The sequence below is a fragment of the Parabacteroides sp. AF39-10AC genome (assembly GCF_003635405.1).
GTDB classification, from domain to species: domain Bacteria; phylum Bacteroidota; class Bacteroidia; order Bacteroidales; family Tannerellaceae; genus Parabacteroides; species Parabacteroides distasonis.
Window position 1 is genome coordinate 75,771 of sequence record NZ_QTLP01000022.1, and the last position, 18,910, is coordinate 94,680.

15 protein-coding genes and 2 tRNA genes are annotated in these 18,910 nt (G+C 45.1%); 14 read left to right on the plus strand and 3 right to left on the minus strand.

The window, feature by feature from the left end:
* Positions 1 to 169: 169 nt before the first annotated feature.
* The 8 genes from hisS (at position 170) to DW033_RS18045 (ending at position 6,987) form a co-directional block, all read left to right on the plus strand.
* Complete coding sequence (gene hisS, locus DW033_RS18010) at positions 170 to 1,525, plus strand: histidine--tRNA ligase (protein WP_005868495.1); 1,356 nt, start codon at positions 170 to 172, stop codon at positions 1,523 to 1,525.
* Positions 1,526 to 1,659: 134 nt separating this feature from the next.
* Positions 1,660 to 3,090 carry a glycoside hydrolase family 30 beta sandwich domain-containing protein gene (locus DW033_RS18015; RefSeq protein ID WP_122383001.1) on the plus strand — a complete coding sequence of 477 codons (1,431 nt, stop codon included), beginning with the start codon at positions 1,660 to 1,662 and terminating at the stop codon, positions 3,088 to 3,090.
* 189 nt (positions 3,091 to 3,279) lie between these two features.
* Positions 3,280 to 3,549, plus strand: coding sequence for a co-chaperone GroES (locus DW033_RS18020; RefSeq protein ID WP_005858788.1), 270 nt, complete (start codon positions 3,280 to 3,282; stop codon positions 3,547 to 3,549).
* A 40-nt stretch (positions 3,550 to 3,589) separates the two neighbouring features.
* Complete coding sequence (gene groL / locus DW033_RS18025) at positions 3,590 to 5,230, plus strand: chaperonin GroEL (RefSeq protein ID WP_005858786.1); 1,641 nt, start codon at positions 3,590 to 3,592, stop codon at positions 5,228 to 5,230.
* 143 nt (positions 5,231 to 5,373) lie between these two features.
* Positions 5,374 to 5,457: transfer RNA gene (locus DW033_RS18030), tRNA-Leu, on the plus strand.
* Positions 5,458 to 5,475: 18 nt separating this feature from the next.
* Positions 5,476 to 6,027, plus strand: coding sequence for an RNA polymerase sigma factor (locus DW033_RS18035; RefSeq protein WP_048928172.1), 552 nt, complete (start codon positions 5,476 to 5,478; stop codon positions 6,025 to 6,027).
* Positions 6,028 to 6,074: 47 nt separating this feature from the next.
* Positions 6,075 to 6,467, plus strand: a complete 393-nt coding sequence (locus DW033_RS18040) for a hypothetical protein (protein WP_036632978.1) — start codon at positions 6,075 to 6,077, stop codon at positions 6,465 to 6,467.
* A 46-nt stretch (positions 6,468 to 6,513) separates the two neighbouring features.
* Positions 6,514 to 6,987 (plus strand): hypothetical protein, encoded by a 474-nt coding sequence (locus tag DW033_RS18045; RefSeq protein WP_005858783.1) that lies wholly within the window; start codon positions 6,514 to 6,516, stop codon positions 6,985 to 6,987.
* 110 nt (positions 6,988 to 7,097) lie between these two features.
* On the opposite strand, the gene mazG is transcribed toward DW033_RS18045, so the two are convergent.
* The 3 genes from mazG to DW033_RS18060 all read right to left on the minus strand — a co-directional run bounded on the left by mazG (position 7,098) and on the right by DW033_RS18060 (position 10,977).
* Positions 7,098 to 7,883, minus strand: coding sequence for a nucleoside triphosphate pyrophosphohydrolase (mazG, locus tag DW033_RS18050; protein WP_005858781.1), 786 nt, complete (start codon positions 7,881 to 7,883; stop codon positions 7,098 to 7,100).
* 70 nt (positions 7,884 to 7,953) lie between these two features.
* Entirely contained in the window at positions 7,954 to 10,041 is a 2,088-nt protein-coding gene (locus tag DW033_RS18055) for a cytochrome c biogenesis protein CcdA (protein WP_122383002.1), read from the minus strand.
* A gap of 21 nt (positions 10,042 to 10,062) precedes the next feature.
* Complete coding sequence (locus tag DW033_RS18060) at positions 10,063 to 10,977, minus strand: RluA family pseudouridine synthase (protein ID WP_122383003.1); 915 nt, start codon at positions 10,975 to 10,977, stop codon at positions 10,063 to 10,065.
* Positions 10,978 to 11,344: 367 nt separating this feature from the next.
* On the opposite strand from DW033_RS18060, the gene DW033_RS18065 reads away from it, so the two are divergent.
* From DW033_RS18065 to DW033_RS18090, 6 genes are all read left to right on the plus strand, one after another.
* Positions 11,345 to 13,966 (plus strand): valine--tRNA ligase, encoded by a 2,622-nt coding sequence (locus tag DW033_RS18065; protein WP_122383004.1) that lies wholly within the window; start codon positions 11,345 to 11,347, stop codon positions 13,964 to 13,966.
* A 258-nt stretch (positions 13,967 to 14,224) separates the two neighbouring features.
* Positions 14,225 to 16,138, plus strand: a complete 1,914-nt coding sequence (locus DW033_RS18070) for a sensor histidine kinase KdpD (RefSeq protein ID WP_233554237.1) — start codon at positions 14,225 to 14,227, stop codon at positions 16,136 to 16,138.
* 73 nt (positions 16,139 to 16,211) lie between these two features.
* Complete coding sequence (locus DW033_RS18075; RefSeq protein ID WP_121961434.1) at positions 16,212 to 17,063, plus strand: sugar phosphate isomerase/epimerase; 852 nt, start codon at positions 16,212 to 16,214, stop codon at positions 17,061 to 17,063.
* A 38-nt stretch (positions 17,064 to 17,101) separates the two neighbouring features.
* Positions 17,102 to 18,136 carry a DUF6340 family protein gene (locus tag DW033_RS18080; protein WP_122383006.1) on the plus strand — a complete coding sequence of 345 codons (1,035 nt, stop codon included), beginning with the start codon at positions 17,102 to 17,104 and terminating at the stop codon, positions 18,134 to 18,136.
* Between the two features lie 62 nt (positions 18,137 to 18,198).
* Positions 18,199 to 18,660: a hypothetical protein gene (locus DW033_RS18085; RefSeq protein ID WP_008772585.1), complete on the plus strand. Its 462-nt coding sequence runs from the start codon at positions 18,199 to 18,201 to the stop codon at positions 18,658 to 18,660.
* Between the two features lie 39 nt (positions 18,661 to 18,699).
* Positions 18,700 to 18,772: transfer RNA gene (locus DW033_RS18090), tRNA-Thr, on the plus strand.
* Positions 18,773 to 18,910: the final 138 nt, after the last annotated feature.

Consider the following 18,910-nt stretch of genomic DNA (forward strand, 5'->3'; position numbering starts at 1 on the left):
TCGGAGGAGGCTTTCTTTGAATGCCCATTATAAAGATGTTAGAATGCCCATTGTAAGATGCTTATAACTGCGATTGTAAGCTCCTTACAGTGGGCATTGTTATTTTCTTATTTATTTCGAGCAAAAACATTACCTTTGCGGACAGAATAATCATTTAAAACATAAGATCATGCAAAAACCTTCCATACCCAAAGGTACCCGGGACTTTTCGCCGGAGGAAATGGCGAAACGTAATTATATATTCAACACGATCCGTGAAGTATTTCACTTGTATGGCTTCCAGCAAATAGAGACTCCTGCCATGGAAAACCTTTCTACATTGATGGGGAAATATGGTGAGGAAGGGGATAAGCTCCTTTTCAAGATATTGAATTCCGGAGATTGTTTCGCGGGCATCTCAGATGAGGAGTTAATGGAAAAGAACCCGTTGAGATTTGCTGCTAAGGCTTGTGAGAAAGGCTTGCGTTATGATTTGACCGTTCCGTTCGCTCGTTATGTGGTACAACATCGTAATGAGATCAGTTTTCCGTTCAAACGCTACCAGATCCAACCGGTTTGGCGTGCAGATCGTCCGCAAAAGGGACGTTACCGGGAGTTCTACCAATGTGATGGCGATGTTGTGGGTTCTGATTCTTTGATCAATGAGGTGGAGCTGATCCAGATTATGGACGAGGTGTTCCATCGCTTTGGCATTCGTGTGTGTATCAAGATGAACAATCGTAAGATCCTTTCCGGTATTGCCGAAATCATAGGCGAGGCGGATAAGATCGTAGACATTACGGTAGCTATCGACAAGCTGGATAAGATTGGCTTGGACAACGTGAATGAAGAGCTTCGTTCCAAGGGTTTACCCGAGGAGGCGATCGAGCGTTTGCAGCCGATCATTATGCTGCAGGGTTCAAATCAAGAAAAGATCGCTACCTTGAAAGAGGTATTATCTGCGTCTGAGACTGGTTTGAAAGGTGTAGCCGAATTGGATTTTATCTTGGAGCGCATCTCTCATACGCCAATCCGTGCGGAATTAGAGCTTGATCTGACATTGGCTCGTGGCTTAAACTATTATACAGGTGCGATTTTCGAGGTGAAAGCCTTGGACGTACAGATCGGTAGTATCACGGGTGGTGGTCGTTATGACAACCTGACAGGGGTGTTTGGCATGGAAGGCGTATCTGGTGTCGGTTTCTCTTTTGGCGCTGATCGTATCTTTGATGTATTGAACCAATTGGATTTATATCCGGAAGGGTCTTTGAAGACTACACAGCTTCTATTCGTGAACTTCGGACAGAAAGAGGAGATTCATTTATTGCCGCTGATCGCTAAGGTTCGCAAGGCCGGTATTCGTACGGAGCTATATCCGGAGCCTGCTAAGATGAAAAAGCAAATGGGATATGCGGACGCTAAGAAAATCCCGTTCGTCGCGATAGTCGGAGAGAATGAGATGGCTGAGAATAAAATCAACTTAAAGAATATGCTCACGGGTGAGCAAACCCTTGTGACTATCGAGGAGTTGATAGAACGCTTTTAGAGAATAGTGGATTATGGAACACGGACTACACGGATGACACGGAACACACGGATAAATACTAATACCGTGTGTTCCGTGTCATCCGTGTAGTCCGTGTTTAAATGGTTCTAAACTTATAAATTAATGAAACGACCATGAAAATACCTGTTTTTATACTCTCAATATCTTTATACTTTTCTTCCTGCTCTTTCACCCCCCGTGCCGAGTGGGTAACGACAACCGAGAATACCCCTTGGGCTGAGCAACCCGATCTGATCTCCGCCCTTGCGGATACGATACCTAATATTGATATAACAATTCTAACAGAAAAGCATCAACAACAAATTGATGGTTTCGGAGCCTGTTTTAATGAATTAGGTTGGCTTTCCTTGAGTAAGCTGGAGCCAAGTGTACGTGAGGAAATCATGGAAGAGCTTTTTTTCCCCGGAGTCGGAGCCAACTTCACGATTTGCCGGATGCCTGTAGGAGCAAATGATTTCTCCCGTGATTGGTATTCGTATGACGAGGTAGACGGTGATTTCACGATGGAACATTTTACCATCGCCAATGACCAACAAACCTTGATCCCTTTTATCAAGAACGCTCGGAAATATCAGCCGGACTTACGCTTGTGGGCTTCCCCGTGGTGCCCTCCCGCTTGGATGAAATATAACAAACACTATGCCTCTGCCTATACGGGTGAGAATTATGACGAGAAGTATCGAAATGGCTTGCCGGCCGATAAGGTCGGCCATGAGGGGATGGATATGTTTATCCAAGACTCTCTTTACCTGAAAGCCTATGCCCTCTATTTCTCTAAATTTATCGAGGCCTATAAGAAACAAGGAATTCCAATCTTTGCCGTAATGCCTCAGAACGAGTTCAACTCTGCGCAAATATTCCCGAGTTGTTGTTGGACATCGGCTTCTTTGGCTAATTTTATCGGTAATTATCTCGGGCCGGCCATGCAGGTTCAAGGAGTGGAAATTATGTTCGGCACGATGGAACGTGCGAATGAGTCGCTTGTTGATACGGTATTGACAGATCCTGTTAGTGGTAAATATGTAAAAGGTGTCGGTTTCCAATGGGCGGGTAAGGGAGCTATCGCCGGAATCCACAAACGTTATCCCGGGTTGAAGCTTTACCAAACCGAGCAAGAATGTGGAGATGGCAAGAACGATTGGAAGGGTGCCATGTATTCTTGGGGGTTGATGCGACATTTTCTGGATAATGGCGTTTCTGCCTATATGTATTGGAATATATCTTTGGAAAATGGAGGGATCAGTCGTTGGGGATGGGCGCAAAACTCATTGGTTGTCGTAGATCCGCAAACCAAGAGCTATCGATATACTCCGGAATACTACGTGATGAAACATGTCAGCCATTATGTCCAGCCCGGTGCATATAAATTAGAAACGGAAGGAGCCTATACGAATCTGCTGGCATTCCGTAACCCGGATAACAGTATCGCCTTGATTATCGCCAATGAGACCAGTGATGATCGTTCCCTTTCCATCCGCATAGGCGATCGAGTCTATACTCCGATCGTAAAAGCATATTCCATGAATACGCTGCTGGTCGATTGATAATCCTTTTGAGAGATGCAAAAAGACAAGTTGTCAGTTATCTCTTCGGATATTTGTCTATTTCGTCCGAAATATTGTCAGTCGAACTCGGGTGAATACGTTTGGCACACTATTCGCATAGACTTAGGCGTGAACACAAAGTTCATAAACTAAAAACGTAATATTATTAACATTTAAAATACCAAGAAAATGAACATTAGACCATTAGCAGACCGCGTGCTGATTAAGCCGGCCGCTGCGGAAGAGAAAACATTAGGTGGAATTATTATTCCTGACTCAGCAAAGGAAAAGCCTTTAAAGGGTGAGATTGTAGCCGTAGGTAACGGAACGAAAGACGAGGAGATGGTTGTAAAGGTTGGTGATAACGTATTGTATGGTAAGTATGCAGGTACGGAAATCGAACTAGACGGTGAGAAATACTTGATCATGCGCCAAGCAGACGTTTTAGCTATTATCTAATTCATTTTTATAAACAACAATATTAAAAAGAGATACAATCATGGCAAAAGAGATTAAATACGATATGGATGCCCGCGACCTTTTGAAGAAAGGTGTGGATGAGTTGGCTAATGCTGTTAAGGTAACATTAGGCCCGAAAGGTCGTAACGTAATTATCGAGAAGAAATTCGGAGCTCCTCACATCACGAAAGATGGTGTAACGGTTGCTAAAGAAGTTGAGTTGACTTGCCCGTTCGAGAACATGGGTGCTCAATTAGTTAAGGAAGTGGCTTCCAAGACAAACGATAACGCCGGTGACGGTACGACTACAGCTACGGTTTTGGCTCAGTCTATCATTGGTGTCGGTTTAAAGAACGTTACTGCCGGAGCGAACCCGATGGATTTGAAACGTGGTATCGACAAGGCTGTCGCTAAGGTTGTAGAGAGCATCGCTAACCAAGCTGAGGCTGTAGGTGATAAGTTCGAGAAGATCGAGCATGTAGCGAAGATCTCCGCAAATGGTGACGAGGCTATCGGTAAGTTGATCGCGGAGGCTATGCAACGTGTGAAGACTGAAGGTGTTATCACGGTTGAGGAAGCTAAAGGTACTGAAACTACAGTTGACGTAGTTGAGGGTATGCAGTTCGACCGCGGTTATATCTCTCCGTACTTCGTAACGGATACAGAGAAGATGGAGTGCCAGATGGAGAATCCGTATATCTTGATCTATGACAAGAAGATCTCCGTATTAAAAGACCTTCTTCCTATCCTTGAGCCGACCGTACAGAGCGGACGTCCTCTTTTGATCATCGCTGAGGATATCGACAGCGAGGCTTTGGCTACATTGGTAGTGAATCGTCTGCGTGGTTCCTTGAAGATCTGCGCTGTTAAGGCTCCGGGCTTCGGCGACCGTCGTAAGGCTATGTTGGAAGATATCGCTGTATTGACAGGCGGTACGGTTATCTCTGAGGAGAAAGGTTTGAAATTGGAAGGTGCTACAATGGATATGCTAGGTACCGCTGAGAAGATCACGGTAGACAAAGATACCACTACCATTGTAAATGGTGCTGGTGACAAGGAGGCTATCCAAGCTCGTATCGGCCAGATCAAGATCCAGATGGAGAATACGACATCTGATTATGATAAAGAGAAATTGCAAGAGCGTTTGGCTAAGATGGCCGGCGGTGTAGCTGTTCTTTACGTAGGTGCTCCTTCTGAGGTTGAGATGAAAGAGAAGAAAGACCGTGTGGATGACGCATTACACGCAACTCGTGCCGCTATCGAAGAAGGTACGGTGCCCGGTGGTGGTGTTGCCTATATCCGTGCTATCGATGCATTGGAAGGTATGAAGGGCGACAACGAGGACGAGACTACAGGTATCGAGATCGTTAAGCGCGCTATCGAGGAGCCGCTTCGCCAGATCGTAGCTAACGCTGGTAAGGAAGGTGCCGTTATCGTTCAGAAAGTGAAGGAAGGCAAGGGCGACTTCGGTTACAACGCTCGTAAGGACTGTTTCGAGAATTTGTGCGAGGCTGGTGTAATCGACCCAGCTAAGGTAACTCGCGTAGCATTGGAGAACGCTGCTTCTATCGCAGGTATGTTCTTGACTACTGAGTGCGTGATCGCTGAGAAAAAAGAAGAGACTCCTGCTATGCCTCCGATGAATCCGGGTATGGGCGGCGGAATGGGTGGTATGATGTAATCGACTCCCGTGATTAATGATATGGGCGGCCGTTCCGGAAGGGACGGTCGCTTTTTTTATTTTCATTTGCTTGCTAATTGGAAAAAACGATTACCTTTGTATGCGCAATACCGATAGGTTGCGCTTCAGAATGATTAAAAAAAGCCCAGGTGGCGGAATTGGTAGACGCGCTCGTTTCAGGTGCGAGTGGTTTTGCGATCGTGCAGGTTCGAGTCCTGTTCTGGGCACTTCCCAAAATAGAAAAAATGCAATCCTATACAGAAGACGAAATTGTAGTACAGCTTCGGGACCCGGCCCGACAACGTGAGGCCTTCGCCAAGGTCGTAAGCTTGTATGGCGAGAAGTTGTATTGGCATATACGAAAGATGGTACTGGATCATGAGGATGCGAACGACTTACTCCAAAATACATTTTTGAAAGCTTGGACGAACATCGAGCTTTTTCGCGGTGAGGCCAAATTATCTACATGGCTTTATAAGATCGCGATCAACGAATGCATTACTTTCCTAAACAAACAGCGAAATATGAATAACGTATCTATCGACGATGCGGATACCTTTTTGCTGGAACGTTTGAAAGGGGATGAATACTTCGATGGTGACGAGATACAGGTAAGATTGCAAAACGCTATTCTTACCTTGCCGGAGAAACAACGCTTGGTTTTCAATATGAAGTATAACGAGGAGATGAAGTACGAGGAGATGTCCGAGATACTAGGTACCTCTGTCGGGGCTTTGAAGGCCTCGTATCATCATGCGGTGAAAAAAATCGAGGAGTTTTTAACAAAAGAGATTTAAACCTTTTGCCCGAATCGCTGTCAAAGCAATATAAAAAGAGAAAAAGTATGAAAAAAGAAGAAAACAACCTAGATCGCTTGAAAGGAACTAATCCTTTCACTGTACCGGAAGGGTATATGGAAGGGCTTACGGAGCGGATCATGAGTCAGCTCCCCGAGAAGCCGGAGGAGAGGGCGAAACGGATTTCCTTGATGGATCGTGTTCGTCCGTGGTTGTACATGGCTGCGGTATTCGCTGGTCTTGGTTTGTTTTTCAAGGCTATCGTGGGAATAAACGGTTCCGATGGTAGTACTGCGTCTGATTCTTTACTGGTCCGGACGGAAGTCCCGACAACGGCTTTAGACGCTATTGAAGCGGAAGAAGATGAGGAGTATTTGGAGTATTTGGAAGTTCAGTACGCCAATTATCTCTTAGATGAGGAACTTTCCTATTCTGAATAAAGTTTAAAATAGTAATTTTATCGAAGATTTTTGTAATAATACTTGTATGAATAAAATATTTTTCATTACATTTGTAGCGATTTCGGTTCTACTCTCTTTCAATGCTACGGCACAAGAGAAGAAAGAGCAAAGACATTTTGATAGAGAAGCATTCGAAGCAAGGCGGAATGCTTTTATTACGGCTGAAGTTGGCCTTACACCTGAGGAAGCTGCACAATTTATTCCTTTATGCAATGAGTTGCGACAGAAAAAATTTGAGGTAGGTCGTGAATGTCGTAAGTTATCAAAAGAAATTCGACATAAGGAGAATCCGACAGATGCTGATTATAACAAAGTGATAGACGAATGTCTGGATGTTGAGATAAAAGAGGCACAGTTGGAAAAAGAGTATTTTGAGAGATTCAAGAAGATACTTTCTCCCGAAAAGGTCTATAAGTACCGAAATGCGGAATATAAGTTTGTCCGGAATTTTATGAAGAGTGGTCGGGACAACAAGAAGGAAGAAAAACAGAAAAAGTAAAATATTATCATTATTTGTGTTTTTTGTTTAGATTTAGTTTTGGCGTTTAAGTTAAGGGAGGGGTGGCGACGTGATGTCGGTTCCCCTTTTGTTTTGCCCTTATCCTAGCTTTATAAGCCTTTGGCCTTGGCCTCATTCCATAGTTGGTCCATTTCCTCCAATGTCATATCTTTCAAGGAACGACCTTCTTGGATCGTATGTTCCTCCAGATAATTAAAACGGCGGATAAACTTCTGGTTCGTGCGTTCCAATGCGTTGTCCGGATTTATTTTGTATAGGCGGGCAGCGTTGATCAAGCTAAAGAAGAGATCTCCGAACTCAGCTTCCATCTTATCTGCGTCCATCCTGTCTATCTCGGTTTTCAACTCATTAAATTCCTCCTGTACCTTATCCCATACTTGATCCCGTTGTTCCCAGTCGAAACCTACGTTACGGGCCTTATCTTGGATACGATGCGCTTTTACTACGGATGGGAGGGAAGCGGGAACACCTTCCAGCACGGTTTTGTTACCCCCCTTTTCTTTTAATTTAAGCTGCTCCCAGCTTTGCTCTACCTTTTGGGCGGTATCGGCGGAGGTATCTCCGAATACGTGTGGATGGCGGTAAATCAGTTTCTGGCAAAGGCTGTCGCAGACATCCTTGATATCGAAAGCTTCTTTTTCCTCGCCGATCTTGGAGTAAAAGACGATGTGCAATAACAGGTCTCCTAATTCCTTTTTTATGTTTGTGTTATCCTCACGCATCAGGGCCTCGCATAATTCATAGGTTTCCTCGATCGTATTCGTGCGGAGGCTCTCGTTTGTCTGTTTACGATCCCATGGGCATTTTACTCGTAATTCATCCAGAATGTCGAGTAATTGCCCGAAGGCTTCCATCTTCTCTTCTCTAGTTGCCATATTATTTACTTATTCGATAATGATTGTAAAAGAAAGAGGGCCGGGTTCTACCCTGCCCTCTGTATGTGTTTTATTGTTGTTCTTTCTTGAATTCTTTCAATCCGTTTTGAAGGAACTGGATGTATTTGGAAACATCCTCATTGAATGCGTATGAAGGTCCGAGCGGCTGTCCCTCGTCATTCAATAAGATGTAGAATGGCTGGGCGTTAGAACCGAACTTGCTTCGTTGCAAATAACTCCATTTATCACCGATCGTCTTCAGCTTACGAGTCTTTCCGTTCTCTTGGATCTCGATGGGTTGCGGGAGTTTCGTCTTATCGTCTACCATGAGAGTGATTAGCACGTAATCATTTTCTAGCATTTGCTTCACCTTAGGATCCGTCCAAACGGAAGCCTCCATCTTACGGCAGTTTACGCAACCGAAACCGGAGAAGTCGATCATGACGGGTTTATTTACCTTCTTGGCATAAGCCATACCGGATTCATAATCGTCGAATGCGGCGTGTACCTCGTTTTTGTATAGATTGAAATCTTGTGTATACAACGGAGGAGCGAATGCGCTGATCGCCTTTAACGGAGCGCCCCAAAGTCCCGGAACCATGTAAATGGCGAAAGCGAAAGAGATAATCGCCATAAACAGACGAGGAACAGATACATATTTTACTTCGCTATCGTGGCTAAACTTGATCTTTCCTAATAAATAAACACCCAATAAGCTGAAGATCACGATCCAAAGCACGATAAAAGCCTCACGGTCTAGTAAACGCCAACCATACGCTAAGTCCGCTACGGAAAGGAACTTCAAAGCCAATGCCAACTCCAAGAAGCCCAATACGACCTTCACTGAATTCAACCATCCGCCGGATTTCGGCATACTTTGCAGCATATTCGGGAAGATGGCGAAGACGCTGAACGGGATGGATAAAGCCAAGGCGAAACCGAACATACCGATAGCCGGTCCTACCGCCGTACCCATAGAAGCTGCCTGTACCAACAAGGTTCCGATAATCGGACCCGTACAAGAGAAAGATACCAATACCAACGTAAACGACATAAAGAAAATACTCAATATACCGGTCGTTGAATCGGCCTTGCTATCCAATTTGCTAGTCCATGACGCAGGTAATACCAGCTCGAAGGCTCCAAAGAAGGAGACTGCGAATACTACCAGCAACAAGAAGAACAGGATATTAAAGATCGCGTTCGTTGATAAATCATTCAATGCACTCGCTCCGAAGATGCCGGTAATCAACAAGCCCATAACCAAATAGATTACGATAATAGATAATCCATAGGTGATAGCGTCGCGAATCGCTTTCTTACGATCTTTCGTACGTTTCAGGAAGAAGCTAACCGTCATAGGGATCATCGGCCAAACGCAAGGAGTCAATAAGGCGATCAAACCACCTAAGAAACCTGCGAAGAAGATGAATAACCAAGAGGTATCTGCCGCCGATACCGTAGAATCACCGAACGCTTTCAATTGGTCGATCACCGGAGACCAAAGATTCGGGCTATCGGTTAAGCTGTCGGACGCTTTGGGAGATGTCATAGCCGGTGTCTCTTTAGCGGCAGGGTCCGGAGTGTTCAACTCGCTAGCATCTTCCGCTACGACCTGCGTATCCGGCTGTACGGTCGTGGCGTCATCTTTATCCACCTCTGTAGTCGAGCTGTTAGCTGCCAGAGCTGGATCTACATGGATACTTTTCTTATCGAAAGAGAAAGGTATTTGATCCGGGGGAAGGCAAGTCTCGTCATTACAAGCCATAAATTCCACCTCGCCCTCTACCTTGAATTTAGCGGGATCGGTAACTTTTAGTTTTTGAATGAACGATACCGTACCCGGATACCAACGAAGGTTCATGGCGAATTGCTCGTCGTAAACCGTGGTCGGCTTTACAGAAGGAACCGGTTGACCAATCAGTTCAGCTCCATTCAATGTCTCGAATGTGAAAGATGTAGATACAGGACCTCCTTCCGGCAGGTTCATGTCATACAGGTGCCAACCTTTGTCCGCCGTGGCGGTAAAGACGATCTCTTTCTCGGGTGCGCCGCCCTTGTCGTCTAGTTTAATTTTCCATTTGACAGGCGTAAGTATTTGTGCCTGCGCTACCAGCGCTAATAGCGCCAGCATGATCGAACTGATGAGTTTCTTCATTTTTATTATTTATTGCTAAAGTTACTTTGCTGTTGATGAAAAGATCTCCGGAATCCGGGTCTCAAAACGCATTTCCTCTCCCGTTACCGGGTGGATAAAACAGAGTTTACGGGCATGAAGCATCAAACGTCCCGCAGGATTCGTCTCCGCTCCATATTTGGTGTCGCCGGCTACCGGGTGACCGATAGATTGCATCTGGGCGCGGATTTGGTTCTTACGTCCCGTTTCCAGTTCCAGTTCCAGAAGCGAATAGCTATTGTTCGTTTGTAACAGGCGGTAGCGTGTGATCGCTTCCTTCCCGTCACCATCTTGTGTCACGTACACTTGCATATGCTTGTTCTCCACGAGGTTGGATACGATCAAATCCGTGTCTTTCTCCGGTCGTCCCTCTATCACGGCCACGTAGGTCCGTTGCGTGATAGCCTCGCTCCAGTTGGACTGTAGTTGCTCTTTTACCTTCTGGTTCTTGGCGAACATCATGATACCCGATGTGTCTCGGTCCAGACGGTGCAAGACGAATATCTTGTTGCGAGGGTCGCATTCTTTCACGTAATCACTCAGTATACGGTAGGCCGTACGCTCCTTGATACGATCGGTAGATACGGATAGCAAACCTTCCCGCTTGTTGATCACGATGAGGTCGTCGTCTTCCCAAACAATTCTAAGTAACGGGTTGTTGAATTCCACCTTCCCTCTTCCATAGTTGATTCCGACCGTATCGTTAGGGTTCAGCGGGGCATCGAACTGCCGGGTGACTTTCCCGTTTACCGAGATCTGTCCCCTGCTCAATAATCCTTTAACGGATGAACGGCTTTGTTCTTTTAATAACTCGAACAGGAAAGGTAGCAAAGTGTTACTTTCACCCACCGTTACCCGTCGTTCTTTAGAGGGTTTACGTCGATTATCCCCTCCTTTATACTCAGATCGCTTTCTCATATCTATTTTTTATAGTACGCGAAGATACAGGCATTTACGCGAAACTGCAATAGCGCGGAATAGAAAAACCGTTATAAATAGTTTGCTTGTTATAGGAATAAACCTTCAAATCCCCGGATGTAAAAGTAATTGCCATTCACTCTATTTTCAAAATAGCGGCGTGGTCCTTATAAATCACGTCGTGATCTGTACAATCCACGGCTTGGTCTGTATAAACCACGTCGTGGTTTGTAGAATAGTGGCGTGTCCGACAGGGAATGCCTATTGTCTCGGCCGACTATATTTCCCGATGCTCAGCGTTTTTTGTCTATATTTTTTGTACTTTCGCGGATCGAGAAATGTGTAAAGACTAATTAGTTATAAAAATATGGAAATCGCTAGTAAGTACAATCCCGCTGAAGTAGAGGGGAAGTGGTATCAGTATTGGTTGGATAACGGCTTCTTTAAGTCAAAGCCAGACGGCCGTGAGCCGTATACGATTGTAATCCCGCCCCCTAACGTCACCGGCGTATTGCACATGGGACATATGCTTAACAATACGATCCAAGATATCTTGGTTCGCCGTGCCCGTATGATGGGTAAGAACGCTTGTTGGGTACCGGGTACGGACCATGCTTCGATCGCTACGGAGGCGAAAGTGGTGAATCGTTTGGCCGGGCAAGGAATCAAGAAGACCGATCTGACTCGCGACGAGTTTTTGCGGCATGCTTGGGAATGGAAAGAAGAGCATGGCGGCATTATCTTGAAGCAACTTCGTAAATTGGGTGCTTCCTGCGATTGGGATCGTACGGCGTTCACGATGGACGAGAAACGTTCGGAGAGCGTTATCAAGGTTTTTGTCGATCTATATAAGAAAGGTTTGATCTACCGGGGTGTCCGTATGGTGAATTGGGACCCGAAGGCGTTGACGGCCCTGTCCGACGAGGAGGTTATCTATAAGGAAGAGCATAGTAAGTTGTACTATCTTCGCTATAAGATCGTAGGCGAGGAGGGATACGCCATTGTCGCCACTACCCGTCCGGAGACGATTATGGGAGATACGGCGATGTGTATCAACCCGAACGACCCGAAGAACCAACATCTGAGAGGAAAGAAAGTGATCGTTCCGCTGGTAGGCCGTGAGATTCCGGTGATCGAGGATGATTACGTAGATATAGAGTTCGGTACGGGCTGTTTGAAAGTGACCCCGGCACACGATGTAAACGACTATATGTTGGGCGAGAAATATAATTTGCCTTCTATCGATATATTCAACGATAACGGTACGCTGAGCGAGGCCGCCGGCCTGTACGTGGGCATGGATCGTTTTGATGTCCGCAAGCAAATCGAGGAAGACTTGCGTAACGCTGACCTTTTGGAGAAGGTAGAGGCTTACGAGAACAAGGTGGGTTTCTCGGAGCGTACGAACGTGCCTATCGAACCGAAATTGTCTATGCAATGGTTCTTGAAGATGGAACATCTAGCCCAGATCGCCTTGGAGCCGGTCATGAACGACGATATCAAGTTCTATCCGCCGAAATTCAAGAATACCTATCGCCATTGGATGGAGAATATCAAGGACTGGTGTATCAGCCGTCAGCTTTGGTGGGGGCACCGTATCCCAGCTTACTTCTTACCGGAAGGCGGTTACGTGGTAGCCGAGACGGAAGAGAAAGCTTTGGAACTGGCGAAAGAGAAATGCGGTAACCCGAATCTGACCATGTCTGATTTGCGTCAGGACGAGGACGTATTGGACACTTGGTTCTCTTCTTGGCTGTGGCCGATCTCCCTGTTCGACGGTATCAATAACCCGGATAACGAGGAAATCAATTATTACTATCCGACCAGTGATTTGGTAACCGGACCGGATATTATTTTCTTCTGGGTAGCCCGTATGATTATGGCTGGCTATGAGTACAGAGGGAAAATGCCGTTTAAGAGCGTCTACTTTACGGGTATCGTTCGCGATAAGCTGGGACGTAAGATGTCCAAATCTTTAGGAAACTCTCCCGATCCGTTGCAATTGATCGAGCAATACGGTGCGGACGGCGTACGTATGGGCTTGATGCTCGCGGCTCCTGCCGGAAATGATATTCCTTTCGATGATGCTTTGTGCGAGCAAGGACGTAACTTCAATAATAAGATATGGAACGCTTTCCGCTTGGTGAAGGGCTGGACGGTAGACGATACGATCGCCCAGCCGGAGGCTTCCGCTATCGCCGTGAAATGGTTCAAGATGCAGCTGGATAAGACAATCGCCGAGGTAGACGATTCTTTCAGTAAATATCGTCTGAGCGAGGCGATGATGGCTGTCTATAAATTGTTCTGGGATGAGTTCTCCTCATGGTATCTGGAGATGGTAAAACCGGGGTATCAGCAGCCGATTGACAAGGCTACTTATGAGGCTACACTCGGTTTCTTCGATGCCTTGCTTCGTTTGCTTCATCCTTTCATGCCGTTTATTACCGAGGAATTATGGCAAGCCCTTGAGCCTCGTAAGGAAGGTGAGAGCTTGATGGTTGCCCAAATGCCGGAAGTAACTGTTGCGGATAGCGCTTATTTGGATGCTTTCGAGATCGTGAAAGAGATCGTTGGCGGTGTCCGTACAATTCGTTTGCAAAAGAATATACCGAATAAGGATGCGCTGGAATTGCAGATCGTGGGTGAGCACAATGAGGCATTCAACGCTGTGATCGCTAAGATGTGTAACCTCTCTTCCATCTCCAAGGTAGAGGAGAAAGCGGCCGGCGCTGTATCGTTCTTGGTCCGTACGACTGAATATGCCGTACCTTTAGGCAATCTGATCAATGTGGAAGAAGAGTTGGCTAAGCTTCAAGAAGAATTGAAATACCAAAAAGGTTTCTTGACTTCTGTCATGAAGAAATTAGGCAATGAGAATTTCGTAAGCAAAGCCCCGGCGAAAGTAATCGAGATGGAGAAGAAAAAGCAAGCCGATGCCGAATCGAAGATTAAGTCTATCGAGGAAAGTATCGCCGCCTTGACAAAATAAAGAGAACAGCTGTTTCTTTGAAATAAGAGCCTATATCAATCTTTCTTTGATTGATATAGGCTTTTTTGTTGATTGAGTTGAAAATTATAATATTAAACTTGTAAATAATGATACGCTGTTGTCTAAATTTTACTAACTTGCCACACGTTAACTAATTGATGTCTATTTTGTAAACTTTAAATGCGAAACATACTGTTAATAATATATTTATCTCTTACCCCAATATTTGTAGCTACTGCGGCCACTGATATCGATAGCATGGAATGTGTGCTGGCAAAAATGCCTTCGGGTGACAGGCTTGTGAAGTTGGATGAACTTGCTAGTGATAAAGGACAAGGGCTGGATTATAAATATTATGCGGATAGATTGCTCAAGGAGGCGGAGTTGAGTAAGGATGATACTTATAAAGGCAACGCTTTGTTCCAGATCATCCGGTATTATTATTCCCGGAATATAGACAGTATGCATTTTTTCATAAAGAAAGCCGAGCCTATTTATTTAGCCCAAAAACGTTATGAGGATCTTTGCCGAGTTAAGGGATGGTATATTTACGCTTTATCGAGTAATGGCGAGAAGGAAAGGGTGCTAGAGAATGTACAGGCATTGAAAGATCTATCCAGCGAACTTGATTTTCCGGATGGTATCGATATGGCGAATCAAGCCCTGGCGGATTTTTACTTCAGTACAGGATTTGACGCGGAGGGAATCGCCTTGTATGAGGAGGTTTTCCTTGATATGGAGAAAAGGGATTCCCCATTGGCCAAAAGGATTACCGTTATCCGGCATTTACAAAATGAAAATATCCAAGCATCGAAGAGACTGTTTTATTTAAAGAAATTGAAAGAGTATATCGTGGAATGCGAAGAAAAAGGAATAGAGGAATTAGACGAAGATACTCCTTTATATTATGTTAAATACCTCTATCACCGTAGTTACGCCTTGCTGGGTATTGATAAGAAAGATGTCTCCCTCACATCTTACCATCTAGCTCGTGCAGAGAAGTTGGTTAAAGACTGTAACATGAGGGATGAATATCTCTCGATTTCTAATATCCGTTTACTCTATTATCGGATATCGGGCGATTATGAGCGGGGGAAAGCATTGGCTAATGAGTTAATTGATTATTGCTTACAACGTAAGAGGGCGGTATCCGTATTGGGATTGATGAAGGATAAGGCCATAATATGCTATAATTCAGGCCATGGAATGGAGGCTGCGGATGCGTATCGCGAGTATATCAGTTTGAAGGATTCAGTGACTAATGCTGCATTTTATAATGATTTAGCGAATTTACGAGCTCGTCATGACGTGGATAAATTGGAATTGGCAAATAAGAAGATGGAATTGGAGGCGGCTCATTCACGTACGAAATTATTGGTGATGGGTGGAGGGCTTGTTCTATTGTTGCTGGTCTGTTGCTCTTTGGGATATATTTCTTATTCACGGCATAAATATGGATTGCAATTGAAACAGGCAAAAGATAAGGCGGAGGAAGCCGATCGTCTGAAATCGGCTTTCCTTGCCAATATGAATCATGAGATACGGACACCTTTGAACGCTATCGTAGGTTTCTCGCAAGTATTGGTGGATGAGGAAGACCGGGAGACAAGGCTTGAGTTCTCAAATATCATCCAAAGTAATAATGAGTTGTTGCAGCGGTTGATCGGGGATGTGCTCGATCTTTCTAAGATCGAGTCAAATTCCATGCCTCTGATTTATAAGGAGCTGGATATTGGTTTACTGATGAAAGAGATTTATAGCATGATCTTGTTGCGTATGCCGTCGGGCATAGAGTTGCGACTGAACGACTGCGAGGCCTTGGTGATGGAGGCTGATAAGAACCGCTTGACACAAATCCTTACGAATTTGCTCACGAATTCGATCAAGCATACCGAGAAGGGGTTCATCCGTTTTGGATATAAGAGAACGGCGGCTTCTGTCGAGTTTTTCGTGGAGGATAGCGGAGAGGGAATACCGAGAGATAAGATCGATTCCATATTCAGCCGTTTTGTCCAATTGGACAGTTGGAGCAAAGGCGTTGGACTGGGATTGGCTATCTGTCGGGGATTGGTAGAGCAAATGGGAGGAAAGATATGGGTTACCTCTGAGCTGGGAAAAGGCTCGATCTTTTATGTAACTTTGCCACTGATTCGTCCGAATGCTGGCTCGTAAAGATCTTTTTATTATCTTGCGGGGTGAAAACTGTTTATGATGATAGTATACATTATTATATATAATATAAACCATGAAACACTCAAGACGTTTATTTTTTAAGCAAGGATTGGCCGGGGCTCTCTTGTTGGGAACTTCCGCTATCGCTAAGGCCGGTTTGCCGGACCCTGTAAAACCAAAGGCTCCGAAGGCCGTAAATCCATTCCATCTGGGAATGGCGGGATATACTTTCGTTAATTTTGATTTAGATACGACGTTGAAGACGTTGGAACGATTAGATATCCATTATCTTTGCATCAAGGATTTCCATTTGCCGTTGAATAGTACGGATCAGCAGATTCGGGCTTTTCATGATAAATGCGCTGCCCATAAAGTGACGGGATATGCCGTAGGTCCTATTTATATGAAGAGCGAGGAAGAGATAGACCGTGCGTTTGATTATGCGAAGCGGGTAGGAGTGAAGTTGATCGTCGGTGTCCCGAATTACGAGCTTTTACCCTATGTGGATAAAAAAGTGAAGGAGTATGATTTCCATTACGCCATCCACTTGCACGGTCCTGATATTAAGACGTATCCCGACGCTACGGACGTTTGGGAGCATACGAAGGATTTAGACCCCCGTATCGGTATGTGTCTGGATGTCGGACATGACTTGCGAAACGGCTGTGATCCTGTGGCCGACTTGAAGAAATACCATACCCGGGTGTTTGATATGCATATCAAGGACGTGACGGATTCTTCGAAGGCGGGAGTCGGGATCGAGATCGGTCGTGGAAAGATCGACTTCCCTGCGCTGATCCGTATGATGCGGGAAGTTAATTACACGGGAATGTGTAGCTTGGAATACGAGAAAGACATGAAAGACCCATTCTTGGGGATCGCGGAGTCTATCGGCTATTTCAAGGCTGTGAGTGATTTGACATAATGTGGGGGCGTAAATCGCCCCCTTTTAAATAGATGAAGATGAGAAGCATTCTTTTTATAGGTATAGCGGGTTTGTTGTCCGCTTGTAGCACGATTAATTATGTAGGTATCGAGACGTATAATCCTGCGGAGGTGACATTTCCAGAGAATGTCGCTAAAGTACTTATCGTAAACAATGCCGTCCCCCAACCGGAGGATGCGGGTTACGAATACACCTTGCAGGGAGAAAAGCAGGATACTTGCAAAGCGAAAGCGGATAGTGCGCTGTTTGACGCTTGCCGTACTTTAGGGGAGGCTATCGTGGAGGCTTCTTATTTTAACGACGTATTGCTTTACCATGATGCGGTTCGAAAAGATAATCAGGCGTTTCTGGATACGAAACTTACCCAAGGGCAAGTAGCGTCGCTATGCGATGAGACCGATGCCGATGCGGTTATCTCCATCGACCGCTTGCTGTTCGATATGAAGAAAAGCGTAGGTACCTTGGGCGAAGGGTATGTAATGGGAATGATCGACGTGCAGATGGCTGGCGTGATACGCAGTTACGTTCCCGATCGTGAGGCTCCACTGGCGACGGTACATATGAAAGATAGTATTTATTGGGCGGAAAGTGCGGATTATATGCCGATCTTGGATAAGGTATTGCCCTCTCCGGAGAATGCTTTGCGTGGGGCCGGTAAATATTTCGGGGCGAAGGTCTACGTTAATTTTGTTCCTCATTGGGAGAAGGAGACTCGTTGGTACTTTACCGGAATGGGTTCACGTTGGAAAGAGGCTTCCGCTTATGCGGCTAATGAGAAATGGGATATGGCGGAAGATCGTTGGTCCGGGCTTTACCGGGGTACGGAAAACTGGAAAAGCCGGGCGAAGGCGGCCTCTAATCTGGCCCTATGCCATGAGATGAGAGGAGATTTAAAAGAAGCCTATGAGTGGGCTCATAAATCATACGATTTATTCAAGCGTAATAGTGGTGATAATGATAAGAGTACCAAATTATTGGAACTCTATGTGCAGGCGTTGGCCGAACGAATTCGTTCCGATAAGAAACTAAATGTGCAATTTGGTGAGGATTAACGGCGTTATTCGGTGAATTATTATTACTTTTGACGCATATTCGAATAAAGGAGAATTAATATATGAACGCAAATATAGCAAAGGTTCAATCCCTCATCGAGAATGCTTTTACGTCGGCTATTGAAAAGCTGGCCAAGGATGAGTCCGGTAATTTTATAAGCGACTTATATGTGCAGGCCGATGCGGAAAGCGGGGAACTGCAAATTTATGATGATGAGGAGCATTTGATCGAAAAGATCGTTATCTTCGATTGGGTGAACTCGAACGAGGAGGAGAACGCATTCAATAAGCGGGTTGCCGCTTCGGTGAAGGCGGTCCTTACGATCTTATCCACCAAGAATATTTTTGACGCTCCCCGGTTCATGAAACCTCTTTCTGTTAGCTTGACTGATGAAGATTTTGTTGTGATAGAGGAACTTCTCTTCATAGACGATGATGTGCTTCGTCTGGACGATCCTCTATTAAAAGATTTAGATGCGGATTTAGATGATTTTTTAGCGAATCTTCTTGCAGATGTCAAATAAACCCTGTATCTTTGCGCCCGAAATAAAGAAACAAATGTTGCCGAAATAGCTCAGCTGGTAGAGCAACGCATTCGTAATGCGTAGGTCGCCGGTTCAAGTCCGGCTTTCGGCTCTTCATGATAAGGTAGCTATCGTAATGGTAGCTGCCTTTTTTTGTGTTGATAATACATACCATTTACATACAATTAACTCCTCGATAGGGCTCACCCGATAAATCAGGGGGAAAATTCTTTAATTCTATAGAAAATTT